The sequence below is a fragment of the Planococcus koreensis genome, assembly GCF_004761975.1.
Lineage (GTDB): Bacteria > Bacillota > Bacilli > Bacillales_A > Planococcaceae > Planococcus > Planococcus koreensis.
On record NZ_RQII01000059.1, the window covers coordinates 23,545 to 44,776 of the forward strand.

The window sequence follows — 21,232 nt, forward strand, 5'->3', positions numbered from 1 at the left end:
TGAATAAGTTTAGATTGTGTAATCGACGCCGATTACGGAGAGCTCTGAAGCAGCTCCGCGCACAAAGCCATTAGCTTCCTCGCCGTTTTGCTGGTACCCGTTTTTCGTTGTCGGCTGCTGCCTCTGCTGGCGCGCGAAACGCTGTTCCTGCTGCCCTTGCTGCTGGCTCAGCGACTGGCCAGCCTGCTGCTGCGATGAAATCTCGATGCGGTCGACTTGGATTCCCTGCTGGGTCAGCGAATTTCTCAATTGGTACACCTGCAGTTCCAACGCCTCTTTCGCCATTGGATTGCTCGCAAGTATGTGTGCGGCCACTTTGCCGTCGACTGTGCTCAAACGGATTTCGAGCTGGCCCAGATGTTCCGGAAAAATGCTGACTTTCAACTGAGTGGTTTCACCTGTGCCACTGAGCTTTGCAGAGGAACCAAGAATCGCTCCAAGGTCATCCGCAAGGCTTGCCATGCGGGCCATCGGTGGCGGTGCTGCGGTCAATTCCGCCTTAGCAGATGCCGCTGCAGCTTTCGCTGTTTCCATCGGCACAGCCATTGACAATGCCGGTTCCATGCGTTCCGTTGCTGCTGGCGCTTCCGTGCTTGCAGCCGTTGCAGACGGAGCGTTCGTGCTTTGTGCAAGTGGCGGAAGTTCATATTTCCGTTGCGGCTCCGCCGGCACTTCTAATTTTTCCACAGTTCCTGACAAAAGCTGCAGCAATTCCTGGACCTTGCCAGCCAGTTTGGAAGACGCGGCTGCTTGATCTGGCGCTTGCATCGTTCCCAGGTTTTCCGCAGCAGCTATCAGCAAGTTAATAACTTCGTTTACTTTATTTGGCTTGTTTAAAATATATTCCTTTTCGACCCCCATAAAAATAGGGACATCGGCGAATTCTTTAGCAGTAACAATTCCAAGTTCTTGCGCTTTATGAGCAATCTGATGCAGTAAAAACACCATCTTCTCTTTAATGGCCGGGTCAGCGACTTGCTGGTTTGCCAGCCTGGCCCGCTGCGCCGCTTCAGGTTGTACTTCTTTTACATAACCGGAGGGTTTCTCCTCCACCTTTTCTGCTGTCTGTGCTTGGGTCAGCGACAGCAATTGCGCCAAAGCCGCTAGCAGCTCCTGCTGTTCAGGCTGCAGTTCTTCCGGCGGAAGCTGCTGCAATTCCGCTAGCGCCGCTTCAATGTCTGCGAGCAATGCTGTTGTTTCCTGTTCTTGTCCCGCGCTTTCACCATTGCTTATTGAAATAAGCAACTTCGAGAATGCGCCGGGTTCTATGGCTGCTTCCAGTTTCGTTTTTGATGTGCCTGCAGCAGTTTTCACTGCAATCGGGCCTGACAGTTTCAAGGCTTCGATGGTGCTCACCCTCTTTCTGAGGCTGTCTGGTTGGTCCGGTAGAAACGGGTGCCTGCCAGTTCGTCAAAATAATGTTGTTCGGCTGTTTTATTGTGTTCGACAAATTGCGAATGCTTTTGCTGCTTTAGGCTGTCCCATGTCTTCTCTTCCTGCGCTTTGCGCTGCAGCTGATTTTGGCTTCTCGCTACATTGCTTTGCAGCAATTCGAGCTCGCGGTTTGAAGCAAGCAATTGCTCTTGCAACTGATGGATATAATTGACGAGCATACGCAGTTCGGAAATGTTGATGCCGTCTTCTTGCTTCGCTTTTTTCAAGTGTTCGGCATCGATGATTTTCTTGTAGATCGCTTCGTTGCGTTCATAGCCCGCTTGCTGCAGCTTGATGGCATCCGCCATTTGCAGCTGGGCAAATCCTTTTTCGTTTTCTTTTAAATCGAGTATTTTCTGGAAACGGAAATTGAATTGAGACAAAAGTTACCCTCCCACAAATTGTGCTGTCAAACGCTCGACGCTTTCATCGAGCTTGGCTTTTTCGTAAATGTCCTGCTGCAGGTAATCTTTGATGAGCGGATAAGAGCGGATCGCATCATCTATCTCTTTGTTGGCGCCGCTCTTATAAGCGCCGATGTTGATGAGGTCTTCCGAGGCGTCGTAGGCGGACAGCAGCCGTTTGAATTCGACTGCCGCTTTCTGATGCTGTGGTGTTGTGACATCGTGCATGACACGGCTGACACTGGCCATGATATTGATTGCCGGAAATTGCCCTTTTTGTGCAATTTTACGGTCAAGGACGATATGGCCATCCAGAATTCCGCGCACCGCGTCTGCAATCGGTTCATTCATATCGTCTCCGTCGACGAGCACGGTGTAAAAAGCTGTGATCGAGCCTTTGCTTGATGTGCCCGACCGTTCGAGCAGTTTTGGCAACAATGCGAAAACGCTTGGCGTGTAGCCTTTGGTGGTCGGCGGTTCGCCAACTGCGAGTCCGACTTCACGCTGGGCCATCGCGAAGCGCGTCACCGAATCCATCATGAGCATGACGTTTTTGCCCTGATCGCGGAAGTATTCGGCAATCGCTGTCGCTGTCAATGCCCCTTTGATACGCTGGAGCGGCGTCTGATCTGACGTAGCTGCTATGACGACCGACTTTTTCAAGCCTTCCGGTCCGAGGTCGCGTTCGATAAAGTCACGCACTTCCCTGCCCCGCTCGCCGATCAAAGCGATGACGTTGATGTCGGCTTCTGTATTGCGGGCAATCATGCCGAGCAAGGTGCTTTTTCCGACCCCGCTTCCGGCGAAAACGCCGATGCGCTGGCCTTGTCCCACTGTCAGAAGTCCATCGATGGCACGCACGCCCACTTCAAGCGGCCTTGTGATGCGAGGTCGTTTTAACGGGTTTGGCGGTATGTTATTCGTGGAGTATTTGGTAAGGCCTGAAGGCAAGGCGCTATCGTCCAGCGGCTTTCCTGTGCCATCGAGTATTTTGCCCAGAATCGAAGGGCCGACTTTGATCTGCAGCGGAACACCGGTAGCTACCACCAGGCAGCCCGGACCGACCTGGGATAGATCCTGCAGCGGCATCAGTAAAATCTTGTTTTCCTTGAAGCCGACGACTTCCGCTTCAATCGGGCGTTCGTAATGGTTCGGATACAGCAGGCACAATTCGCCGATTTTGGCGTAGGGGCCTTTCGATTCAATCGTCAGCCCGATCACTTGGATCACTTTGCCATGTTTTTTCACCGGCTCCATCTCTGCAATCAATTCCATGTATTTATCTGTCTGAAGGTTCATGGACTGTCTTCTCCTCACAATAAGCGAGCATTTGCCGTTTGATTTCTTTCAGCTGGCTGTCGACGGTGACGTCGTAGGAGCCGCTGGCCGTATGGATCATGCAGCCGCCTTTCGACAGATTGAGCACCGGCACCAGCTTCAATTCCGAATCCGCGCGGACATAGGTTTTCAGTTCACCAAGAAACGGCAGTAGAATCGGATAATCTTCCAGCGATACTTGCATGACGACATCTTCTGCTTCTTCCACACGTTTCAACGCGCGTTGGACAATTGTCAGCAATTGGCTGTCATGCTGCTTCAATTCATTTTTCAACACTTTTTCTGCGATGCGCACACTCAGCGTCAGCAGAAAAGGTTCGGCGTCCTGTACGATCTTCGCCTTTTCCTGGTACGCAGTCTCGATCAGCTGCTGCATGTCTTCGCGCGCCTGGCGGAATTCGTCCTCCGCCTGTTTGACGCCTGTCGCAAAACCACTTTCGTAGCCGCTTCGGGAAGCTTCTTCCGCCAAGCGCTGCGCTTCGGCTTCCGCTTGTTGGCGAGCGCTTTGCTGCATGTTGCTGATTTCGGCAAGTGCCGCTTCGCGTTCTTCCTGCAATTGGCGCAGGAGTTCGCTGTGCTGGGCTTGCAGCATACCGATTTCTTGCTGGAGTGCGTGCTTTTGCTGGCCTGGGTCGATGTCGCTCCCGAAAATGGCCAGCGGCTTTGTTTCAATTTTTCTGGTGCCGATGATTTTCTTGCCGAGCTCTGATGGCTCCTGGGTCCGAATGAGATTAGACAATCATTTCCTCCCCTTCACCGCGCGCAACTGTAATTTCACCTTTTTCTTCCAGCCCGCGCACAAGCGCCACGATATTGGTCTGTGCCATTTCAACATCTTTCAGTTTGACTGGGCCCATCGATTCGATTTCCTCTTTGATGCTTTCAGCACGGCGTGCAGAAATATTGCGGTAAATGCCTTCTTTCACTTCTTCGTTCGCGACCTTCAATGCGTAAATCAAATCGGAGTCGTTGACTTCGCGGATAATCCGCTGGATTGTGCGTGAATCGAGCAGCACGATGTCCTCGAAGACGAACATGCGCTTCTTGATTTCTTCGACAAGGTCCGGCGATTCCAGTTCAAGTTCAGCAAGAATCGATTTCTCGGTGCCGCGGTCCACTTTGCTCAACACTTTGACGATCGCTTCGACGCCGCCCGTTGCAGTGTAATCCTGCGAACCGGTTGCCGACAATTTGCGTTCCAGAATCTGTTCAACTTGGTGGATGACTTCCGGCGATGTGCTTTCCATCAACGCGATGCGCTTCGCCACTTCCGCCTGTTTGCCCGGAGGCAACTGGGAAATGATCTGTGACGCTTGTTTCGGATCCAAATACGACAGCACTAGAGCGATTGTCTGTGAATGTTCATGCTGCAGAACCGATAAAATCTGATTTGGATCCGCTTTTCTCGCAAAACTGAACGGCTTGATTTCCAGCCTGCTGGTCAAGCGGCCGATTGTCTCCAACGCCCGCTCTTTTCCAAGAGCCTTCTCCAATATGTCTTTCGCATAATCCAGGCCGCCTTCGTTCATGAAATCCTGGCCCAGGATCATGCCGTAAAATTCGTTCATCACTTGTTCAGTTTGGCTATTCTTCAATTGCCGGACATTCGAAATTTCAAGTGTCAGCTGGTCGATTTCTGTTTCGCTCAGCTGTTTGAAAATCTCGACCGATACTTCAGGTCCAAGACCCACCAGCAATACAGCCACTTTTTGCACCCCAGTCAACCCTTTCATGCGTTGTTTAGACATGGGCTACCCTCCTATTCATCAGCCATCCACGTACGCAGCAATTTCGCAAAGTCTTCCGGCCGTTCTTTCGCAAGTTTTTCAATGGTCTTTCTTTTCGGATTCGACTTCGATGTCAGTTCCGCCAAATCGATTTCTTCGATTTCGTTGATGCGTGCGCCGTCTAGCGGCTTCTCGAACATACCGAAGTCAATTTCTTCTTCGTATTCCTCACGCTTTCTTCTGCGCGTCAAAGCGAAGATAATGATTCCGATCACCAATGCAGCGAGACTTCCGCCGATGACCCACATCAACCAAGCTGGTACAATCGTCCACCAGTTCTGGATCGGTTCAGTTTCTTCAATCGGCTGTTTGCCTTTGAATTCTGTCGCAAAAACGGAAATGCGGGTGTCCAAATCTTCCTGCGCGATGTCGTCGCCGTTCATGCTTAGCGTCGTCGCTACTGTATTGCTCAGCAAATTGCGGATATCCGCTACATTTTCCGGCGATAAACTGCCTGGATTATCAGGTACCGGAGGTTCCACGCCAACATTGATCGTAATGTCATCAATGACGTATGGGCTCATTTCAATTTGCTTGTTGATGCGGTTGACTTCGCGGTTGATGCGTTCCTCAGTGCGCTCCGATTCACTCGATCCGCCACCGTCCGCCGCTTCGTAATTCGCGATTTCCGACTCCCCGGTTCCGGAAGCATCTTCCAGCACTGCACCTTCGCTGTTATATGTTTCGACAATGCGTTCAACACTCAAGTCGATGCCTTCACCGGTTTTGGTATTGACCGGTTCAACGAGTTTCTCTTCCCGCTTTTCTTTGGTGAAATCCATGCTTGTCAAGACCGACACCACCACTTTATCGTGGCCCATCGTCATGCCGAGCATTTGCTGAAGCTGGCGCTGGATGTCTTTTTCCACATCTTTCTGGATTTCACGCTGCTGCTGGTACACCGAAAGCGTCGTGTCCATTTGCTCTTCTTTCAGCGCTTCAAACACTTGCCCGTTCTGGTTCATGATGACAATCTGGTCAGCCGGCAGGCTCGGTACACTTTTGCTGATCAAATGGTACAAGCCATTGACTTCTTTTTGGTCAAGCTGGAAAGCCGGATCGCCTTGAATGACAACCGATGCTGTCGCAACTTGTTCTTCATCCGTAATCCAGACATTTTCTTTTGGCAGTGTGATCATGACATTGGCATCTTGGACGCCATCGATGCCTTTGATCAAATTCGCCAATTCGTTCTGCATCGCATCACGTTCGACGACGTCAAAATGGCGATCGGTCATGCCAAGTCCCATGTTCTCACTGAAAATGCTGTAATTGACATTGCCGCTTTGCGGAATGCCATCTGCTGCAAGGCTGACTTTCAAATCCGCGACATTTTCTTTCGGTACGCTGATCGTCTTCGAATCGCCCGACACTTCCACCGGCACACCCTGCTCTTCAATCGCCGCTTTGATTTCCCCCGCTTCAGATGCGGATAAATCGGAATACAGCACCGCATAATCCGTCCGTCCATTCAAAAATACAAAAATCGAAATCATCAGGATCGTCAAAAGTACCGAACCGGCAATCATCAACCTTGTGGATTTTGAAAAGCCGCCCCACGATTCCGTGACTTTTTTTCGGTAAACCGTCAATTTCTCTTTCATTTACGCTTCATCCTTTTCCTCATCTGCCTGAATCATAATTGCATTCGCATGACTTCCTGGTAAGCTTCAACCACTTTGTTGCGGACTTGGACAGTCATTTGCAGCGACAAGCTCGCTTTTTGGGACGCAATCATCACTTCGTGGACGTCTTTCACTTCACCTGTCACCAATTGGCCGGTCAGTTTATCTGAATTATTCTGTGCGGCGTTGACATCTTCCAGCGACTTTTTCAACATATCGCCGAAACCGCCGACTTTGTTTTCTGGCTCAGGCTTTGCAACCGACAGCGGCTGCAGAAAAGGGGCTTGCATCGGGTTTATCGTTACCATAATTACCTCCATAGCAATCAAATCGATTTTTTATTTATTGTTTGAACCTTAAATTTTTGATTAGCTGCTGATTATTTACCGATCTCCAAAGCTTTCATGAACATGCTTTTCGAGGCGTTCAGTGCCGTGACGTTTGCTTCATAAGAACGTGTCGCTGACATCAAATCGACCATTTCTTTCACGGGGTCGACATTCGGTGAGAAGACGTAGCCTTCTTCATTCGCGTCGGGATGGGCAGGGTCATAAGTTTGGATAAATGGCGCTTGGTCTTCTTTGATAGAGGAAACCGATACGCCGGACACCGAGCTTTTGCCCATTGCCGAATGCAATTGCTGCTGGAACGGGCTGACGCCGCTTTGCGTCAGATCAACTGACTTCCGGCGGTACGGCACCCATTCGCCGTCGACGATTTTGGCGCGGTTTGTGTTGGCGTTGGCGATATTTGATGACACCACATCCATCCGCAAGCGGTTCGCCGTCAAACCGGAAGCACTGATATTCAATCCATTGAACAAATTCATCGATTCTTACCTCCCATCAATTACACTGCGCAGCGAATTGAATTTTCCGTTGACCCGTTCGGTCAGGGCGTTGTACCATAATTGGTTTTTCGCTAGTTCTGCCATTTCTGCATCCATATCGACGTTATTGCCGTTTGGCGTAATCTTCGTAGAATTGTTTTCTTTGATTAAATGTGAGGATTCGCCGTTCTCCGTACTGAAGGCAATATGCTGCGGTTCGGTTTTGATGCTTGCCAGAGGCTGGCGATGTATTGCAGTATCAAGCGCTGACTGGAAGCTTACTTGTTTGCTTTTATAATTTGGGGTATCCACGTTTGCAATATTGGCGGTATGGACGCGCTGTTTCAAAGTGGCGGTTGACATGGCTTGCTCCAGCGACTGGAACGATTGGGGGAAAAGATTCACATTCATTGCTCCTTTGCAAAAAATTATGACAATAAAAAAATCCTGCCTAAAAAAGGAGGATTTAGAGTAAATCGACCATTTTTCGGTAACCCGGCTGCCGTATAATCTAATTACGTAGGCCCGTGGCTTTGCGTCCTTTTCTTTCGAATAAGTTTGCCATTATCGGAATGATAATCATATTTATTTGTTAAACTCGGTATTTTGTACCATTTTGAATTATTAGTTCGAAATTATAGTAACATGTTTAGATTTGTTTGTATATTTTTCTTTTATAAATTTTTTATACTATATTTTCCATAAAAATATATTTATATTCACATTTTAATGTTATGATACGCGTAAATAAGCATATTCACTTTCGAGAGGAATGACCTAAATGTTTCGCGGTTTATACACAGCCACTTCAGGGATGATGGCCCATAACAGAAAACAGCAAATTTTGACCAATAATTTAGCCAACGCCAACACGCCCGGTTTCAAAGGAGACCAAACCGTTCTCCGCTCGTTTCCGGACCAATTGATCAAGGCGATGGGAGCTGCAAAAACGCCAGCTGCCGGCCACCAAGTCGGCCACCTTTCAACAGGCGTCTACGCACAGGAAGGCATTCCTTCATTCGCCCAAGGGGCATTGAAATCTACGGGCAATTCCACGGATTTCGCATTGATGGACGACTTATTGCCAGTGAATCCCGTGACCCAAGAACGGGGTTCGCTCGTATTCGCCGCAGCGCTTCCAAACGGTGAAGTGCGCTACACGAAAAATGGCCAGTTCTCGGTCGGCGCAGACGGTTTGCTGAAGACAAGCGAAGGCTATAACGTTCTCGGTGCGGACATGTCACCAATCCAAGCGACCGACAACAATTTTACAGTTGAACAAAATGGTAGAATAACATTTGCAAACGGTAATGAGACTAATGAACTATGGATTGGGCATACAGAAAATCCTCAACAATTGGTGAAAGAAGGACACGGTTTATTCCGTTGGGAAGGCACGGATGCCCAAGCTCCACAACGGGCAGCTGACGTTCCATTTCTAAATAATTCCAGTTCATTCATTCAACAAGGGTTCATCGAATCATCGAATGTCGATCTTACACAGACGATGACCGATATGATGAACACCTACCGAGGCTTCGAAGTGAACCAGAAAGTCATACAGGCGTACGACCGGAGCATGGAAAAAGCGGCCAACGAAATAGGCCGGGTTTAAAGGAGGAGACAATTTCAGATGAACATTCAAATGAATTCAGCGGCAAATTCAATGCGTGAACTTCAAAAGAAAGTCGACGTCATTGCCAATAACATTTCCAACGTCAACACCAACGGCTACAAACGGCAGGAAGCAACTTTCTCCGATGCCCTCGTTCAATCGATCACAAAACAAGCAGGCGCCGAGAACGAAATCGGCCGGCTTACGCCAAATGGCCTACGGATTGGTTCGGGCGTCAAAATCGGCCAAACGGCGTTGCGCAATGAGCAAGGCGCGCTTCAACAAACCGGCCGCCAACTCGATTTCAATATACAAGGCAGCGGATTTTTCCGCGTTTCAAATGGCGATAATGTATTTTACACAAAAGATGGTTCCTTCCAGGCGCAGCCCGTCCTTAATTCGAACCGTGTCAATCTTGTCACTGCGAACGGTGACGCTGTCCTGGACATCAACAACAATCCGATTTCCTTTGACGCCGATTACAGCAGCATCGAAGTAGGGCCAAACGGCGCCATTGAAATTTCCTACAAGACTCCCGGCAAGCAAGCAGATCAAGTACAGCTGAGTGTCGCCGACATTACGCGCCCCAATTTGCTGGAAAAAGCTGGCGGCAACCGTTATCAATTGCCTGATACCGAAGGCGAGCAAATCGCGAACGGCACCTTGCGCATCATCGACCTGTCTGCTCAAAATGGCGGCGTCATCCGTGTCGGCCAAAACGCACTCGAAGGGTCGAATGTCGATCTGACAGAAGAAATGACCGAATTGATCGCCACCCAACGCCTCATCCAATCCCAGGGCAAAGCGATTTCGTTTGCCGACGACATGATGGGGCTCACGAACTCGATTAGAGGATAAAATTTTCATCAAGTTATTAAGGCCATAAGCAAACTCGAATCCATCGAGTTGCTTATGGCCTTTTTTAGTGAATTCCAATAAAATAAATTCCATTTTTGGGGCTTACTTCCCCTGACATTGAAAATACTTTCTATTGGCAGCCGAATACTTTCTTTAGCCCTTCAAATACTTCCCCAGCAGCCCACAATACTTTCCAAACCTGAAAAATGCCCATAAAAAAAGCACCTGCGCATGCAGGTGCTCTACAAATCTTATCGCAGAAAATCCATCAAGCTTTGCTGAATGATTTTTGAACTTGCCGATAGACTCGCTTGGTAGATGCTTTCTTCGCTTTTCAATCGGATGATCGCTTCCGCGTAATCGACATCTTCTATTTTGGAAACCGCTGTTTTTAATTCGAATGTGTGGTCTTTCAAGCGATTTTCGGTCGCTTCGACGCGGTTTGTACGCGCCCCGATATCAGCTTGCGCACCGAGCATGCGCTCCATGCCACCATCGATGGCGTCAAGGTCGATGCCATTTCCGGCTTTTACTGCTGCGGCCAGATTTTCCAAAACCGCCATCGTGTCGCCGAGCACTTCAGCCGCAGACGCGTTCGCTTTAATGGAAAGTCCATCGCTGATAGTGAACTTTTTGTCGGCTCCGAACAACGCTTGGCCGTTGACTTTCGCTTGCGCAAATTGGCTCATCTGCGTGCTCAGCTCTTCCAGCTCGGACGCAATCACATCGCGGTCGGAATCATTGATTGTGCCATTGCTCGCGTGGACGGCCAGTTCGCGCACGCGGTGCATGACGCTCGTCATGCTGCTGATCGTCTGGTCTGTTTCATCGAGCCACAGTTTTGCTTCATCGGTGTTGCGTGCGTATTGTTCGTTCGCGGCAATGGAGCTTTTCATGCTCATCGCTTTGCTGACGCCGTTGGGATTATCAGAAGGTCGCTCGATCATTTTGCCGGTCGACACTTGGCTATTGGTTTTTTCGAAACGGCTCAAGTTCTGGTTCATGTGGCGTACCGAATTTTGGTGCAGCATCTGTTGGGTGACTCTCATCGTGATTTACCTCCACTCGGTTTCATTAGCGCGCCATGCGATTGATCAAGGTATCCAGCAATTCATCGGTGGTCGACACGAAACGCGCCGCCGCACTGTAAGCATGCTGGTATTTGATCAAATTCGCCATTTCTTCATCAATCGAAATGCCCGTCACCGATTGGCGGCGGTTGTCGGTCGCCATCAACGCCGCTTCCGAATTCGCTGCACCGTTGATCGCTGTCTGGCTTTGTGCGCCAATCTGGCTGACCAATGCGCGGAAATCGCTCTGCGCCGCTTTGCTGTCTTCTTCAAGAGTTGCCAGTGCTGTGTAAGCTGCGCCTGTGTTGACGCTCAAGCTCTGGACCGTAAACGGCGTCCCGCTGGCAAATAAACTGCCGGCGCTGTTCAAGCCATTCGCTTCTGCGAATTTCTCAACGACAGCCGCCAAATTGCCTTGGTGCGCTTCAACCGTTTTCAGCGCTTCTTCAATGCCGCCGATTTTGCCGCCGCCAACCGCTTCTCCGACCGCGATTGAACCGGTTTGTTCGATGCCTGTTACGAGCGGTTTGCCGTTTTGTGTGCTGATGTCGTAGACGCCGTTTTTATTGGCTTTGACGTCGATCGGCATCAATGCTGAAAGTTTTTCCACCAGCATGTCCCGTTTGTCGAGCAAGTCATTTGAATTGCTGCCGCTTTTCAGGATGCTGTGGTTCAGTTCGGCGATTTCTTTCAAATAGCCGTTCGCTTCGCCGACTGCTGCAGTTTGCTGCAGCGTCAAGTCCGCTGTGATGTTGCCGAATGACCGGTCCATCGACTGAGCAAGTTCAGTGAACGCTAACGCACGTTCTTTCAAAACGGCTTGCGCAGATGCGCTCGACGGGTCGTTCGCCACATCCTGCCAGGCAGCAGCCAATTGGTCCATGGACACGCGGAGGCCTGTTTCGCTCGGTTCGCCGATGGCCACTTCAATGCGGCCCATCGTTTCCTGGCGCACGGACCATTCCGCGGCAGAAGAAGATTGGTCGCGGTATTGGGCATCGAGAAAACGGTCCCGAACACGGGTGATCGATTCGACAAGCGACCCTTGGCCAAGCTGGCTCGGGTTGACGCTGCCGCTCGCCCAGACGTCAAGCGATGGCGCCGATGCCTGGTTGACTTGCTGGCGTGAATAGCCTGGTGTATTGGCGTTTGCAATATTATGCCCCGTTGTCGAGATGCTTGTCTGCGCCACTGCTAGGCCGCGTTTGCCGAGTTCTAATCCGTGAAATGTTGAAACCATTTTTCTCTGCCTCCTGGAACCTTAAGCTTTTGTATCGAAAAAGCCTTGGCTGCTTGTCTGTGGTTTTTGATTGCCGATTGGCGATTGGTAATTGAAATGCTGTTGCTTCGTTTTTGTCACTTGGTCGATCATGTGCTGCACGAAATGCATCGAATCGAGCAGCAAGCGCTCGTTGATCTGGTTTTTCGCCTGCAATTCTACTAATAATCCCTGAAGCGTTTTGACCTGCGTTTGCAGCTTGCGTTTCATCAGTTCGTCCGGCAAGCCGTCGACCAATCCGCTGAAGCTGTCCGCACCGTATTGCTCCATCAATTGAATCGCCACGCGCTCGCGTTCAGCTTCAATCACGTTCAGCTGCTTCACCAGCTTCGCTTCGTCTTTCACTAATACGTTCAGTTCATCCACGCGCCGTTCAATGAGCACGACGCGCTTTTGTTCCGCATAATCGATGAGCTGTTTCTGTATCTCGATCAGCTCTTCAAGCGCCACGCCCAATCGATTTAGCATGCGACTTCCTCCCTCTTGCAGCCAGCGTTATTTATCAAACCAAAATTGAAACACCTTGTCCGCCACTTTTTGGCTGTTGACCTGGTATTCGCCCGACTGGATCTGGGCTTTCAATGCATCGATTTTTTCCTGTCTGTCTGTACTTGCTTCTGTTTTCTTCTCGAACATTTCTTTGGCCCGGTTGGAAATCTGCACTTGGTCTTCCTGTTGGATCGGCTTCGCCTTGTCCACCGGCGGTACATTCATCTGCTTTTGATACGAATTAATGAAAGTTGAACCGTTCGTTTTATCGATATGCATGCTGCCACCGCCTTCCTGTTATTTCCCTTGCTTCAGCTGCCAGTATTTCGCGGCTCCTGAACCCTGCCTTCTATCAGCTGCGAGCTCTTCCAGCAATTGTTCTTGTTTCAATGTTTTATTGATTTCCATGGAGAATGTGTCGTAGCAGGAAGTACACAAAATCTGCCGCTTAATCGCGATGCCGCAATGGGCGCACGGGTAACCGAGATTCGGGAAGTCTTCACCGTAAATCCGTCCTTCCCGGATGAATGACGAAATCCGCTTCGCCGACACTTCCGTCGCTTCGCTCAAGTCTTCCAGCGTCGTGAACCGATGCTCTTCTCTCCGCAAAAACGCTTCGACAAATTTGAAATCTTCTTCAATTTCTTTATAGCATTCTAGACAATGATCGGTAAATGTCTTCAAATACAATTTCCCACAAATCGAACAATTATCTAACCGGTCTGATTGCACTTGCATCACCTGGTTCTTTCTACTAATTATATCGGCACTTTCCGGAAAAAGTTTAGCTTTTATTGCAATTTAAATTCTGTTACGAGCACACGCTCGACTTTTCCATCTTGCATGATCTCGTTCAATTTCGTATAAAGTTCCTTTTCCAACGATGCAATGCCGTCTTTGCCGGCCAATTGCTCTTTCGTGAAGCCGGCGATTGTCGAGATTGCGGCGGCTTTCGTTTCAGGCGCACGTTTTTCCGCTTCTTCTTTCGCTTTTTCAGTGCTCAGCAAAATATTGAACTGCACAACCCCGTAATTGTCTTCGGAAGCAAGATTCGTCGTAATCACATCCGTGTCGACGCTCCGCGCTGCAATTTCTTCGGCTGACGGCTTTTTATCGGCTTCCGCCTGCGGTTCTTTCAAGTAAAACATGGCGCCTGCCCCCACAATGGCCATTGTTAACAATAAAATCACAATCACTTTCATGTTTTTCATGCTGCACCTCTATCCATTATTTTTCTTCCACGGTGTGCGGGGAAATGAGTACTTCCACGCGGCGGTTTTCAGCCCGCCCTTCCGGCGTCTCATTCGTGGCAACCGGCTGGTACTCGCCGTAGCCCGTCGCACTGAATTTGCGCGGGTCCAGCTCTTTGTTTTCCAATAAAATCTTCATGAAATTGATCGCCCGCTCCGAGCTCAGCTCCCAGTTTGACGGGTAGCGTTCGCCGTCCACCGGCACATTGTCGGTATGCCCTTCAATGTAGATCGTCCGCGGCACGTCCGTCACCAGCAGCTTGGCGATTTCAGCAGCCATCGCGTCCGCTTCCGCTGTGATATCCGCACTGCCGGAAGGATACAGCACCCCTTCCTTGATCGTCAGCAGCAGCCCTTTTGAAGTCAGCATGGTCTGCAGCCTCGGCGACAGCCCTTTTTCCTTGATATATGCTTCGATTTTCTCCTGGATTTCACCTAATTCCTTGAAATCCTTTTCCCGTGCGATTGCTTCCGGACTCTTCGGCGATTCTTCTTCCTCGCCGTCTTCTTCCAGATCCGCCAGTTTCGATGTATCGCCTGGCGTTTCCACCGGCGCCTGCTGCTCGAGAATACCTGTGCCGCCCTGCAATTCCTGGTTGAACGAATCGGAAATCTCCTGGAACTTCTGCGAATTCACTTCGCTTGCTGCAAACAGCACGATGAACAGCGCCAGCAGGAGCGTCAAAATATCGGCATACGGGATAAGCCACGACTCGTCGACGTGCTCTTCGTGCTTGTGTTTACGCTTCAACGCGCCCACCCACCTTTTCCTTTACCTCTTCTTTCAGGATCCGGTCTTTCGCCGGCAGATACGTCAACAATTTCTCTTCGATCGTCCGGACAGGCAAGCCTTCCTGAACCGCAAGCAAGCCTTCCAGCATGATTTGCTTTGTGCGAGCTTCCTGTTCCGATTTGCGTTTCAGCTTATTGGCGAACGGATGCCACAGCACATATCCCGTGAATATCCCGAACAGCGTCGCGATGAACGCCGCTGAAATCGATTTTCCGAGCAATGCCACATCGTCCAAATGCCCAAGTGCGGCAACAAGTCCGATAACCGCGCCCAACACCCCGAGCGTCGGTGCATACGTACCGGCTTGCGAAAAGATTTTCGCCCCCAGTTCATGCCGGTCTTCCATTGCCGCAATTTCTTCTTCCATCAATTCACGGATGTATTCCATGGACTGGCCGTCGACGACCATCTTCAAGCCCCGCTGAAGGAATGGATCTTCCACTTCTTCCGCACGCTCTTCAAGCGCCAATAGCCCTTCCTTGCGCGCAACCATCGCCCATTCCGTAAACATCGGAATCATTTGCTTTAACGGCATCACTTTCACTTCACCAAAAAGCACCTTGAACAAGCTCGGGATCTTCTTCACTTCCTCGCCCGGAAACGCAATCAAGATGGAAGCGGCCGTTCCGCCGAAAATGATGACCAATGCAGCGGGGTTGTACAACGCAATCGGATCGGACCCTTTCAAAATCATTCCGCCCACCAATACGAGCATTCCCATTAATATGCCTATCCACGATGTCTTATCCACACCAAAAACCTCATTTCACTCGTTGTTTTCTGTTATCTGTTCTTCAGCTGGCCCATAGCCTGCTTCCATGTATCGCGCAGTTCCAAGATATAGCCTTCTGCTTCTTCCAGGGCTGCTGTGTCGTTTTTCATATTGGCTTCGATCAATTTGCCGTATGTAAAATCGTATAATTGTGCAAGGCCTTCAGACATAGCAATATCCATATTCAGCGTGTGCCGCAATTCCTGGATAATGGCTTGTGCTTTTATGAGATTCGTATGCTTTTCTTCTATTTTATTTTCAGCCATCGCTTTTTTCGCTAATTTCATGAATTTCAAGCACCCGTTGTAGAGCATCAGCGTCAACTCTTGTGGTGATGCTGTCATTACCGAGTTCTGCTGGTAAGCTTGATATGGGTTGATTGTTGCCATAATTCCCCTCCTACTTTCGTTTGTCGATGAATGAACCGCCGGCGCCCATATTCTGATAGGCGCCGATATACTTCATCGACATTTTCTTAGACTGGCCAATGCGTTTCAACTGATTGCCGAATGCTTCGTGCAAGCCGGTAACCAGCGGCTGCAAATCCAGTTCCAGCACTTTCAGTTCTGCTATTTTTTCGCGGTCTGCCGGCGTCCAGCTAAAACCTTTTGCGTTGATTGCTCCCGCAAGCCGGTCAATTGCCCGTTGGCGATTTTCAAACAACGCCTGCACCGCCTCCAATTGGCCATCATCGTTATTCTCCATTTTGCAGTCAATCAGTTTAGCCCGCATTAACAATTCTCTCGTCTGCCCGAGCAATTCCTTTAAATATTCCTCATGCATCTTACATGCCACCGAACATATTCGATTGCATCCAGACGCTCTGCTGATTCATCGTGTTCATCGCTTTTTCCATTGCTGTGAACTGTCTCCAGTAGCGGTCTTCAACCCGCCCCAGCCGGTCCTGCCAGTTTGAGATATCTTCATCCATTTGCTTGATTCGTTTAGTGATTAAGCTGTTGTCGACTGAACTTCCCGGATTGCCGGCTCGCGTGCTTAAGCTTTTGATCGCTGCGTTCAACTCATTGTAGACCCGGTCCCCGACACCGAGGCCGCCGGTTTTGTTTGTAAACAAAGCCATCACCTCATCGGGTTTGTCTGCCAATGCCTTTTTCAGCTTATCTTCATCGATGTTCAAGCGGGCCCCTTCACTGTAATGCCCTGTTGAAATGCCGATTTGCGAGATGAGCGTAGCGTTGCCTGGTGCAATCCCTTCCACTTCATCCATGAACGCCTTTCGCAATTGAAGGACCGCGTCCCGCAAAATCGGATCATTGCGCATCAAGCCGCTGCGTGACTTTTCTTCCCATAACTCGACTTCGTTTTCTGTCATCGCTTTGCGCTGTTCGTCCGTCAGCGGCTGGAAATCCGGATAGCGTTTTTCCAGCAAAGAGGTTTCGAGTTCGGTAATGGCTTTATTGTATTGCTCCACGAAATTTTTAATCGACTCTAGCGGCTTTGCAGGATCCGAACTAACGGTAATTGTTGAAGGCCCTCCCACTTGCAATAAATTCAAGGTCATGCCGTTCACTGTTGTCTGATTCGTTGTCAATCCGTCGATAAGTATGCCATCCAGTTCCACTGAACCGTTCGTTCCGGCAGACCCATATGCCGCTCCGGTATTCGTCGATACTGTTGTGAGTGCTGCATCCCCTGTGAATTGCTTGGCAAGCGCTGCAGAGTCGAATGTGATGGAAAAGTTCTGCGCTTCACCCATCGTTTTCGAAGACACGAAAAAGCGTGAAGTTGTATCGTCGAAGCTAACGCGCAATGCTGGCGACGATGCCGCTGTAGCATCCTGCAGTTTTAAAGCCACATCTTTATAAGTTTCTTCGCCGGTTAATGTGACAGTAGCACCCCCAACTGTAATGGTGCCACCAGTTCCGATAGCATCCGTGGATTTTGCAGCTCCCGTGCCATCCGTTTTCTGAATTGCTAAAGTCGAATGCAGTTTCGCTGAACTTGCTACGCTTTTCACTTCAGCGCTATAAGAACCTTGCACTGCACTGGAAGTCGTTGTCACCGACAAGCTTGCTGTATTCGAAGAAGTTGCGCTGAACGCATTGAACGACGACGTGAAACGCAGGCTGTTAGCGCTTGTGCGCAAATTAGACAGCGACAAATTGAAATCCCGGTACGAATCTTGCTGCCAGCCAATCCAGGTTTTCTGCTGAGTTATTTTATCAAGCGGCATTTTTTCAGCCGCCATCAAATCTTTCACTAGTTGATCAATATCCATTCCTGTTGCCAATCCGCCAATGCGCAATGTGATCCACTCCGTTTCTAATGATTATCGAGTAATTATATTTTTCGTCCCGTAATGGTGCATAGTCTTGTATATAAGAGTTATCGGCAGAATGTGGGACATTATTAACGCAATTCAGCAAAAAAATAAAACCGGCTCCCAAAGGAACCGGCCATAACTCTTATGCGAGATTGCTGAATTGTTTGCTGACGCCGTTTGTCCAATGGTTGTTCAAGCCCGTCGGATCGTTCGCAGCTCCGACTGGCGCATATTTAGCACCAATTGCCGCAATCGAATCCTTGCCTTGATTCAAGTAATTCTTGCGCAAATTTCGCGCCATATCAAAAATGCTGTCTTCGACCGATGCGTAGCTGCGCAGGCCGTCTTTGCCCATCATGCCCGCGACGTTATTCTTGTCATTGGCTGCACGGGACGAACCATTGCCTGTTTCGTGAATCGCAATCGCCGTTAGCAAGCTCGGATCAATATTGTATTTCTTGCCGGCATTGATGAAATGATTCGCCGCTCCGCTCAATTTGCCCTCCAGCATATTTTCCAGTTTCAGGAATTGGACCGGTTTAAAGCCGAAGTCGCTTGTATCACCTGCAGTTGTTGGCACTTCCGCTGTATCGAACGCTAAACTTGGCTGAGTTTGTCCAGCGGAAACTGGGACAACCGTAGGCTGTGCGCCGGCAGCTTGAGGCAAATAAGGCTGGATGATCACTTGGATCGGTGTGAACGCTCCGGCAAATTGGCTGGCGAACGGGTTTTGGCCAAGCGGCACTTCCGGAGGCACAGTCTGTGCTTGCTGCATGCTCTGCATCGCAGCATTCATGATCATTGTGAAAATCGAATTTTCACTGCCCATGCTGCCGAGCGGCGAATTGCCAGCTTGGCTTGAAGAAGGCATAGCCTGTGAGGTGGCCATATATTGGAGCATATTAGACGAAATCGGGTTAAACATCGGTCGGTTCCCACCTTTTCATAAATCAACGTGATTTCATTATACGAAAAAGCGCCGGAAATAAAATAGGATAAATGTGTCAACAACTTCAATGGTATTGGATTTATTTATAAAGTATGCTAATTTTCATATGCCTTTAGTCACATTCCCGCTAAACAGCTATGCACTTATTTCAATAGCTCCAGAATGGATTGCGGCTGCTTATTGGCTTGTGCCATCATCGCCTGCGATGCCTGGTTCAGAATGTTCGCCTTTGTCAGGTTCATAATTTCTTTTGCCATGTCAGTATCGCGGATACGGGATTCAGCGGCAGTCAAATTCTCCGCACTCACTGCTGCACTGTTTTGCAGATGCCCCAAGGAATTTTCGTAAGCTCCATATTTTGCACGTTCACTAGAAACTTGTTGCATGGCGCCATCAAGTTTCGAAATCGCTTTTTGCGCTTCCGACCAAGGATCCACTTTTAGCTGATTGATCCCGAGCGATTCTGTGCGTGCATCTGAGAGATTGATGCCGTAAACTTCGCCTGCATTAGCTCCGATTTGAATTTGGAGGTCGGCATTCTCCGAAGAAGAATCATTGACAATCTCATTCGCCAATACTTTCAATTGAGAAGAAAAGTCACCCCTTATATTCAAGTAGGCGCCTCCTGTAGGTTCTGAAAGACGCTGCAACTGAACATCCACATTCCCATCGGCTGGACCGACAACTGTCAATTTAATGTCTTGATTTTTCACTCGAGCAGCCATATCTTCGATATCAAATAGGGATTGGCCGTCTCCGCCGTCCAAATCCGTATTATCATCATGGACTTTTGCATCAGTGATGAGAACAAATTGTTTTGAGGCATCGCTTCTGAAAGCATATTCCATAGCTTCATTTATTCCTTCAAGCCCCGACTCTGCGCCCATGTATCCGCCACCGCCGCCTCCGACTTGAATGGCTTTGATGCTTTGCTCGAACTTGTCAATATCAGTGGTCAAAGGCAGTAATCGGATAGGGTCTCCGCCTTCTGATGGAACAACATCGCCATATGTAACCAGCCCCAGTTGAATATTAATGCCTTTCGAATTTAAGGCTGTTGCGAAATCTTGTATGTTTGCAGCAACCATCGCTATATCGTCGCCCATACTTCCTGTTTTATCAATGATAAACACAATGTCTGATTTGTTTGAAGGCTGATTGGCCTGTGGTTCCTGAAATGCAGCTGGCACATTCAATAAGCTAATGCCGTTGTATTTTGTATCATCTGCTATATCATCAATATTGCCCAAAATCTGATTGACTTCGTTCTGGATTGCTTGGCGATCACCTGATGAGAGCGTATCATTTCCTGCTTGCACAGCTAATTGCCGCAAACGGTGCAAATTCGGGTCTGCGATTTTAGCCAAGCCGCTTTCCGCTGTTTGAATAAAAGATATACCGTCTTGGATATTCTTTTGTGCTTGTTCAAGCCCTCTTATCTGGGATCTCATCTTTTCGGAAATCGCTGTTCCTGCCGCATCATCAGCTGCCCGGTTGATGCGCATTCCAGAAGAAATCCTTTCCATGCTTTTCGCTGATGAATTAGCATTTGAATTTATCTTACTCAGTATATTGATGGCGGCCATATTGCGGTTAATAATCATCTTTAATCCCCCAGAAAATTTTCGATGCCCCAATTATATCATTTGATATGCCAATTAGTTACATTTTTAAGTTATTCTTCAATTTGAAAAACTGTATCCCATAAAGGATACAGTTTTCAAACATTTTTATTTTTTTGAAGCTTTCGTTTCGACTGTCGCTTGGCCAATCACCAAGTAATCGCCGACCATGCCACGGAATTCCAGCACTTGCATGCCATCCACCCATTTGAACTCTTCGCGGTTAAAGCGGAAATGCCCTTGCTTCGCTTGCTGCTCAAAGCCGTTTTTTCCTGAGATGGCGGAAACACCGTTAATTGTTACTGTTTCAAGATTGAAATCTTTCGTGTTAAAGCCTTTTGGCAAGCCGACTTGTACAGAGAACACGCCGCTATTGCCTTTGATGACGCCCGGCATCACTTTGAAATCGTTCAATGGAATGAAAACAGTGACTGTTTCTTCCAATGTGCTTGTCCAGCCCGCTGCGTCTATAACTGTAACTTGGATTGTGTATACGCCCGGCTGATCAAATAAAACAGAGTCGCCGTTTGCTACTTCTTCGCCATTTACAGTCAGTTTTTCAGAAGCGATTCCAGATAGAGCATCGCTTGCTTCGTAGCTGATCGCCAGCTCAGAACCAAGTGCCACTTCATCTTCAAGGTTCCACGAAAGGACTGGAGCCGTTTTGTCGAGCTTCACTTGCGCTGTTTTCACTTCTTCTGTATTGCCAGCAGCATCTGTGCTGTAGAATTTAACGTCATGAACCCCTTCTTCACTTACAGAGAAGCTCGTGCCTTCTGTATACTCGGAACCGTCCACTGAGTAGAAAGTCTTCGCAACGCCGCTATGCTCGTC

The 21,232-nt window shown here is 49.0% G+C and carries 25 protein-coding genes and 1 riboswitch; of the genes, 2 read left to right on the plus strand and 23 right to left on the minus strand.

Annotated features, from left to right (window positions below; translation table 11 throughout):
• Positions 1–9 precede the first annotated feature (9 nt).
• From EGV91_RS13930 to flgB, 9 genes are all read right to left on the minus strand, one after another.
• A complete protein-coding gene (locus tag EGV91_RS13930) occupies positions 10–1,356 on the minus strand; it encodes a flagellar hook-length control protein FliK (RefSeq protein ID WP_135504687.1) in 1,347 nt (448 codons plus the stop codon).
• Positions 1,353–1,817 (minus strand): flagellar export protein FliJ, encoded by a 465-nt coding sequence (gene fliJ / locus EGV91_RS13935; RefSeq protein ID WP_135504688.1) that lies wholly within the window; start codon positions 1,815–1,817, stop codon positions 1,353–1,355. The genes EGV91_RS13930 and fliJ overlap by 4 nt, the downstream gene beginning before the upstream one ends.
• Before the next feature lie 3 nt (positions 1,818–1,820).
• A complete protein-coding gene (fliI, locus tag EGV91_RS13940; RefSeq protein ID WP_135504690.1) occupies positions 1,821–3,137 on the minus strand; it encodes a flagellar protein export ATPase FliI in 1,317 nt (438 codons plus the stop codon).
• Positions 3,118–3,915 carry a FliH/SctL family protein gene (locus EGV91_RS13945; protein ID WP_135504692.1) on the minus strand — a complete coding sequence of 266 codons (798 nt, stop codon included), beginning with the start codon at positions 3,913–3,915 and terminating at the stop codon, positions 3,118–3,120. The genes fliI and EGV91_RS13945 overlap by 20 nt, the downstream gene beginning before the upstream one ends.
• Positions 3,908–4,924 carry a flagellar motor switch protein FliG gene (fliG, locus tag EGV91_RS13950; RefSeq protein ID WP_135504694.1) on the minus strand — a complete coding sequence of 339 codons (1,017 nt, stop codon included), beginning with the start codon at positions 4,922–4,924 and terminating at the stop codon, positions 3,908–3,910. Before fliG ends, EGV91_RS13945 begins: the two co-directional genes overlap by 8 nt.
• A gap of 11 nt (positions 4,925–4,935) precedes the next feature.
• A complete protein-coding gene (fliF, locus tag EGV91_RS13955) occupies positions 4,936–6,567 on the minus strand; it encodes a flagellar basal-body MS-ring/collar protein FliF (protein WP_135504696.1) in 1,632 nt (543 codons plus the stop codon).
• Between the two features lie 32 nt (positions 6,568–6,599).
• The gene (gene fliE / locus EGV91_RS13960) at positions 6,600–6,896 is read right to left on the minus strand and encodes a flagellar hook-basal body complex protein FliE (RefSeq protein WP_135504698.1); all 297 of its coding nucleotides are present in this window, start codon (positions 6,894–6,896) and stop codon (positions 6,600–6,602) included.
• Between the two features lie 71 nt (positions 6,897–6,967).
• Positions 6,968–7,417: a flagellar basal body rod protein FlgC gene (flgC, locus tag EGV91_RS13965; protein WP_135504700.1), complete on the minus strand. Its 450-nt coding sequence runs from the start codon at positions 7,415–7,417 to the stop codon at positions 6,968–6,970.
• 6 nt (positions 7,418–7,423) lie between these two features.
• The gene (flgB, locus tag EGV91_RS13970) at positions 7,424–7,822 is read right to left on the minus strand and encodes a flagellar basal body rod protein FlgB (RefSeq protein WP_135504702.1); all 399 of its coding nucleotides are present in this window, start codon (positions 7,820–7,822) and stop codon (positions 7,424–7,426) included.
• Between the two features lie 81 nt (positions 7,823–7,903).
• Positions 7,904–7,990, minus strand: a riboswitch (cyclic di-GMP riboswitch).
• Positions 7,991–8,198: 208 nt separating this feature from the next.
• Between flgB and EGV91_RS13975 the strand changes: the two genes are divergently transcribed.
• Positions 8,199–9,032: a flagellar hook-basal body protein gene (locus EGV91_RS13975; RefSeq protein ID WP_135504704.1), complete on the plus strand. Its 834-nt coding sequence runs from the start codon at positions 8,199–8,201 to the stop codon at positions 9,030–9,032.
• Positions 9,033–9,050: 18 nt separating this feature from the next.
• Positions 9,051–9,890 carry a flagellar hook-basal body protein gene (locus EGV91_RS13980; protein ID WP_135504706.1) on the plus strand — a complete coding sequence of 280 codons (840 nt, stop codon included), beginning with the start codon at positions 9,051–9,053 and terminating at the stop codon, positions 9,888–9,890.
• Between the two features lie 251 nt (positions 9,891–10,141).
• Here the strand turns inward: EGV91_RS13980 and flgL are convergent, their stop codons facing one another.
• From flgL to EGV91_RS17150, 14 genes are all read right to left on the minus strand, one after another.
• The gene (gene flgL / locus EGV91_RS13985) at positions 10,142–10,939 is read right to left on the minus strand and encodes a flagellar hook-associated protein FlgL (protein WP_135504707.1); all 798 of its coding nucleotides are present in this window, start codon (positions 10,937–10,939) and stop codon (positions 10,142–10,144) included.
• A gap of 25 nt (positions 10,940–10,964) precedes the next feature.
• The gene (gene flgK / locus EGV91_RS13990) at positions 10,965–12,200 is read right to left on the minus strand and encodes a flagellar hook-associated protein FlgK (RefSeq protein WP_135504709.1); all 1,236 of its coding nucleotides are present in this window, start codon (positions 12,198–12,200) and stop codon (positions 10,965–10,967) included.
• Between the two features lie 21 nt (positions 12,201–12,221).
• Positions 12,222–12,707, minus strand: a complete 486-nt coding sequence (locus EGV91_RS13995; RefSeq protein ID WP_135504711.1) for a flagellar protein FlgN — start codon at positions 12,705–12,707, stop codon at positions 12,222–12,224.
• Between the two features lie 27 nt (positions 12,708–12,734).
• The gene (gene flgM / locus EGV91_RS14000; RefSeq protein WP_135504713.1) at positions 12,735–13,007 is read right to left on the minus strand and encodes a flagellar biosynthesis anti-sigma factor FlgM; all 273 of its coding nucleotides are present in this window, start codon (positions 13,005–13,007) and stop codon (positions 12,735–12,737) included.
• Between the two features lie 18 nt (positions 13,008–13,025).
• Complete coding sequence (locus EGV91_RS14005; protein ID WP_135504715.1) at positions 13,026–13,466, minus strand: flagellar protein; 441 nt, start codon at positions 13,464–13,466, stop codon at positions 13,026–13,028.
• A 53-nt stretch (positions 13,467–13,519) separates the two neighbouring features.
• Positions 13,520–13,939, minus strand: a complete 420-nt coding sequence (locus tag EGV91_RS14010) for a flagellar basal body-associated FliL family protein (RefSeq protein ID WP_135504717.1) — start codon at positions 13,937–13,939, stop codon at positions 13,520–13,522.
• 16 nt (positions 13,940–13,955) lie between these two features.
• Entirely contained in the window at positions 13,956–14,729 is a 774-nt protein-coding gene (motB, locus tag EGV91_RS14015) for a flagellar motor protein MotB (RefSeq protein ID WP_135504719.1), read from the minus strand.
• Positions 14,719–15,522, minus strand: coding sequence for a flagellar motor stator protein MotA (gene motA / locus EGV91_RS14020; protein ID WP_135504721.1), 804 nt, complete (start codon positions 15,520–15,522; stop codon positions 14,719–14,721). Before motA ends, motB begins: the two co-directional genes overlap by 11 nt.
• Positions 15,523–15,554: 32 nt before the next feature.
• On the minus strand, positions 15,555–15,932 hold the full coding sequence (gene fliS / locus EGV91_RS14025; protein WP_135504723.1) for a flagellar export chaperone FliS: 378 nt from the start codon (positions 15,930–15,932) through the stop codon (positions 15,555–15,557).
• Between the two features lie 10 nt (positions 15,933–15,942).
• Positions 15,943–16,326, minus strand: coding sequence for a flagellar protein FliT (locus tag EGV91_RS14030; protein WP_135504725.1), 384 nt, complete (start codon positions 16,324–16,326; stop codon positions 15,943–15,945).
• A 1-nt stretch (position 16,327) separates the two neighbouring features.
• Positions 16,328–17,809, minus strand: coding sequence for a flagellar filament capping protein FliD (gene fliD / locus EGV91_RS14035; protein ID WP_135504727.1), 1,482 nt, complete (start codon positions 17,807–17,809; stop codon positions 16,328–16,330).
• A gap of 160 nt (positions 17,810–17,969) precedes the next feature.
• A complete protein-coding gene (locus EGV91_RS14040) occupies positions 17,970–18,752 on the minus strand; it encodes a glucosaminidase domain-containing protein (protein ID WP_135504729.1) in 783 nt (260 codons plus the stop codon).
• 167 nt (positions 18,753–18,919) lie between these two features.
• The gene (locus tag EGV91_RS14045; protein ID WP_135504731.1) at positions 18,920–20,380 is read right to left on the minus strand and encodes a flagellin N-terminal helical domain-containing protein; all 1,461 of its coding nucleotides are present in this window, start codon (positions 20,378–20,380) and stop codon (positions 18,920–18,922) included.
• Between the two features lie 126 nt (positions 20,381–20,506).
• A partial coding sequence (locus EGV91_RS17150) for an OmpL47-type beta-barrel domain-containing protein (RefSeq protein ID WP_421958252.1) occupies positions 20,507–21,232 on the minus strand: 726 nt, incomplete at its 5' end.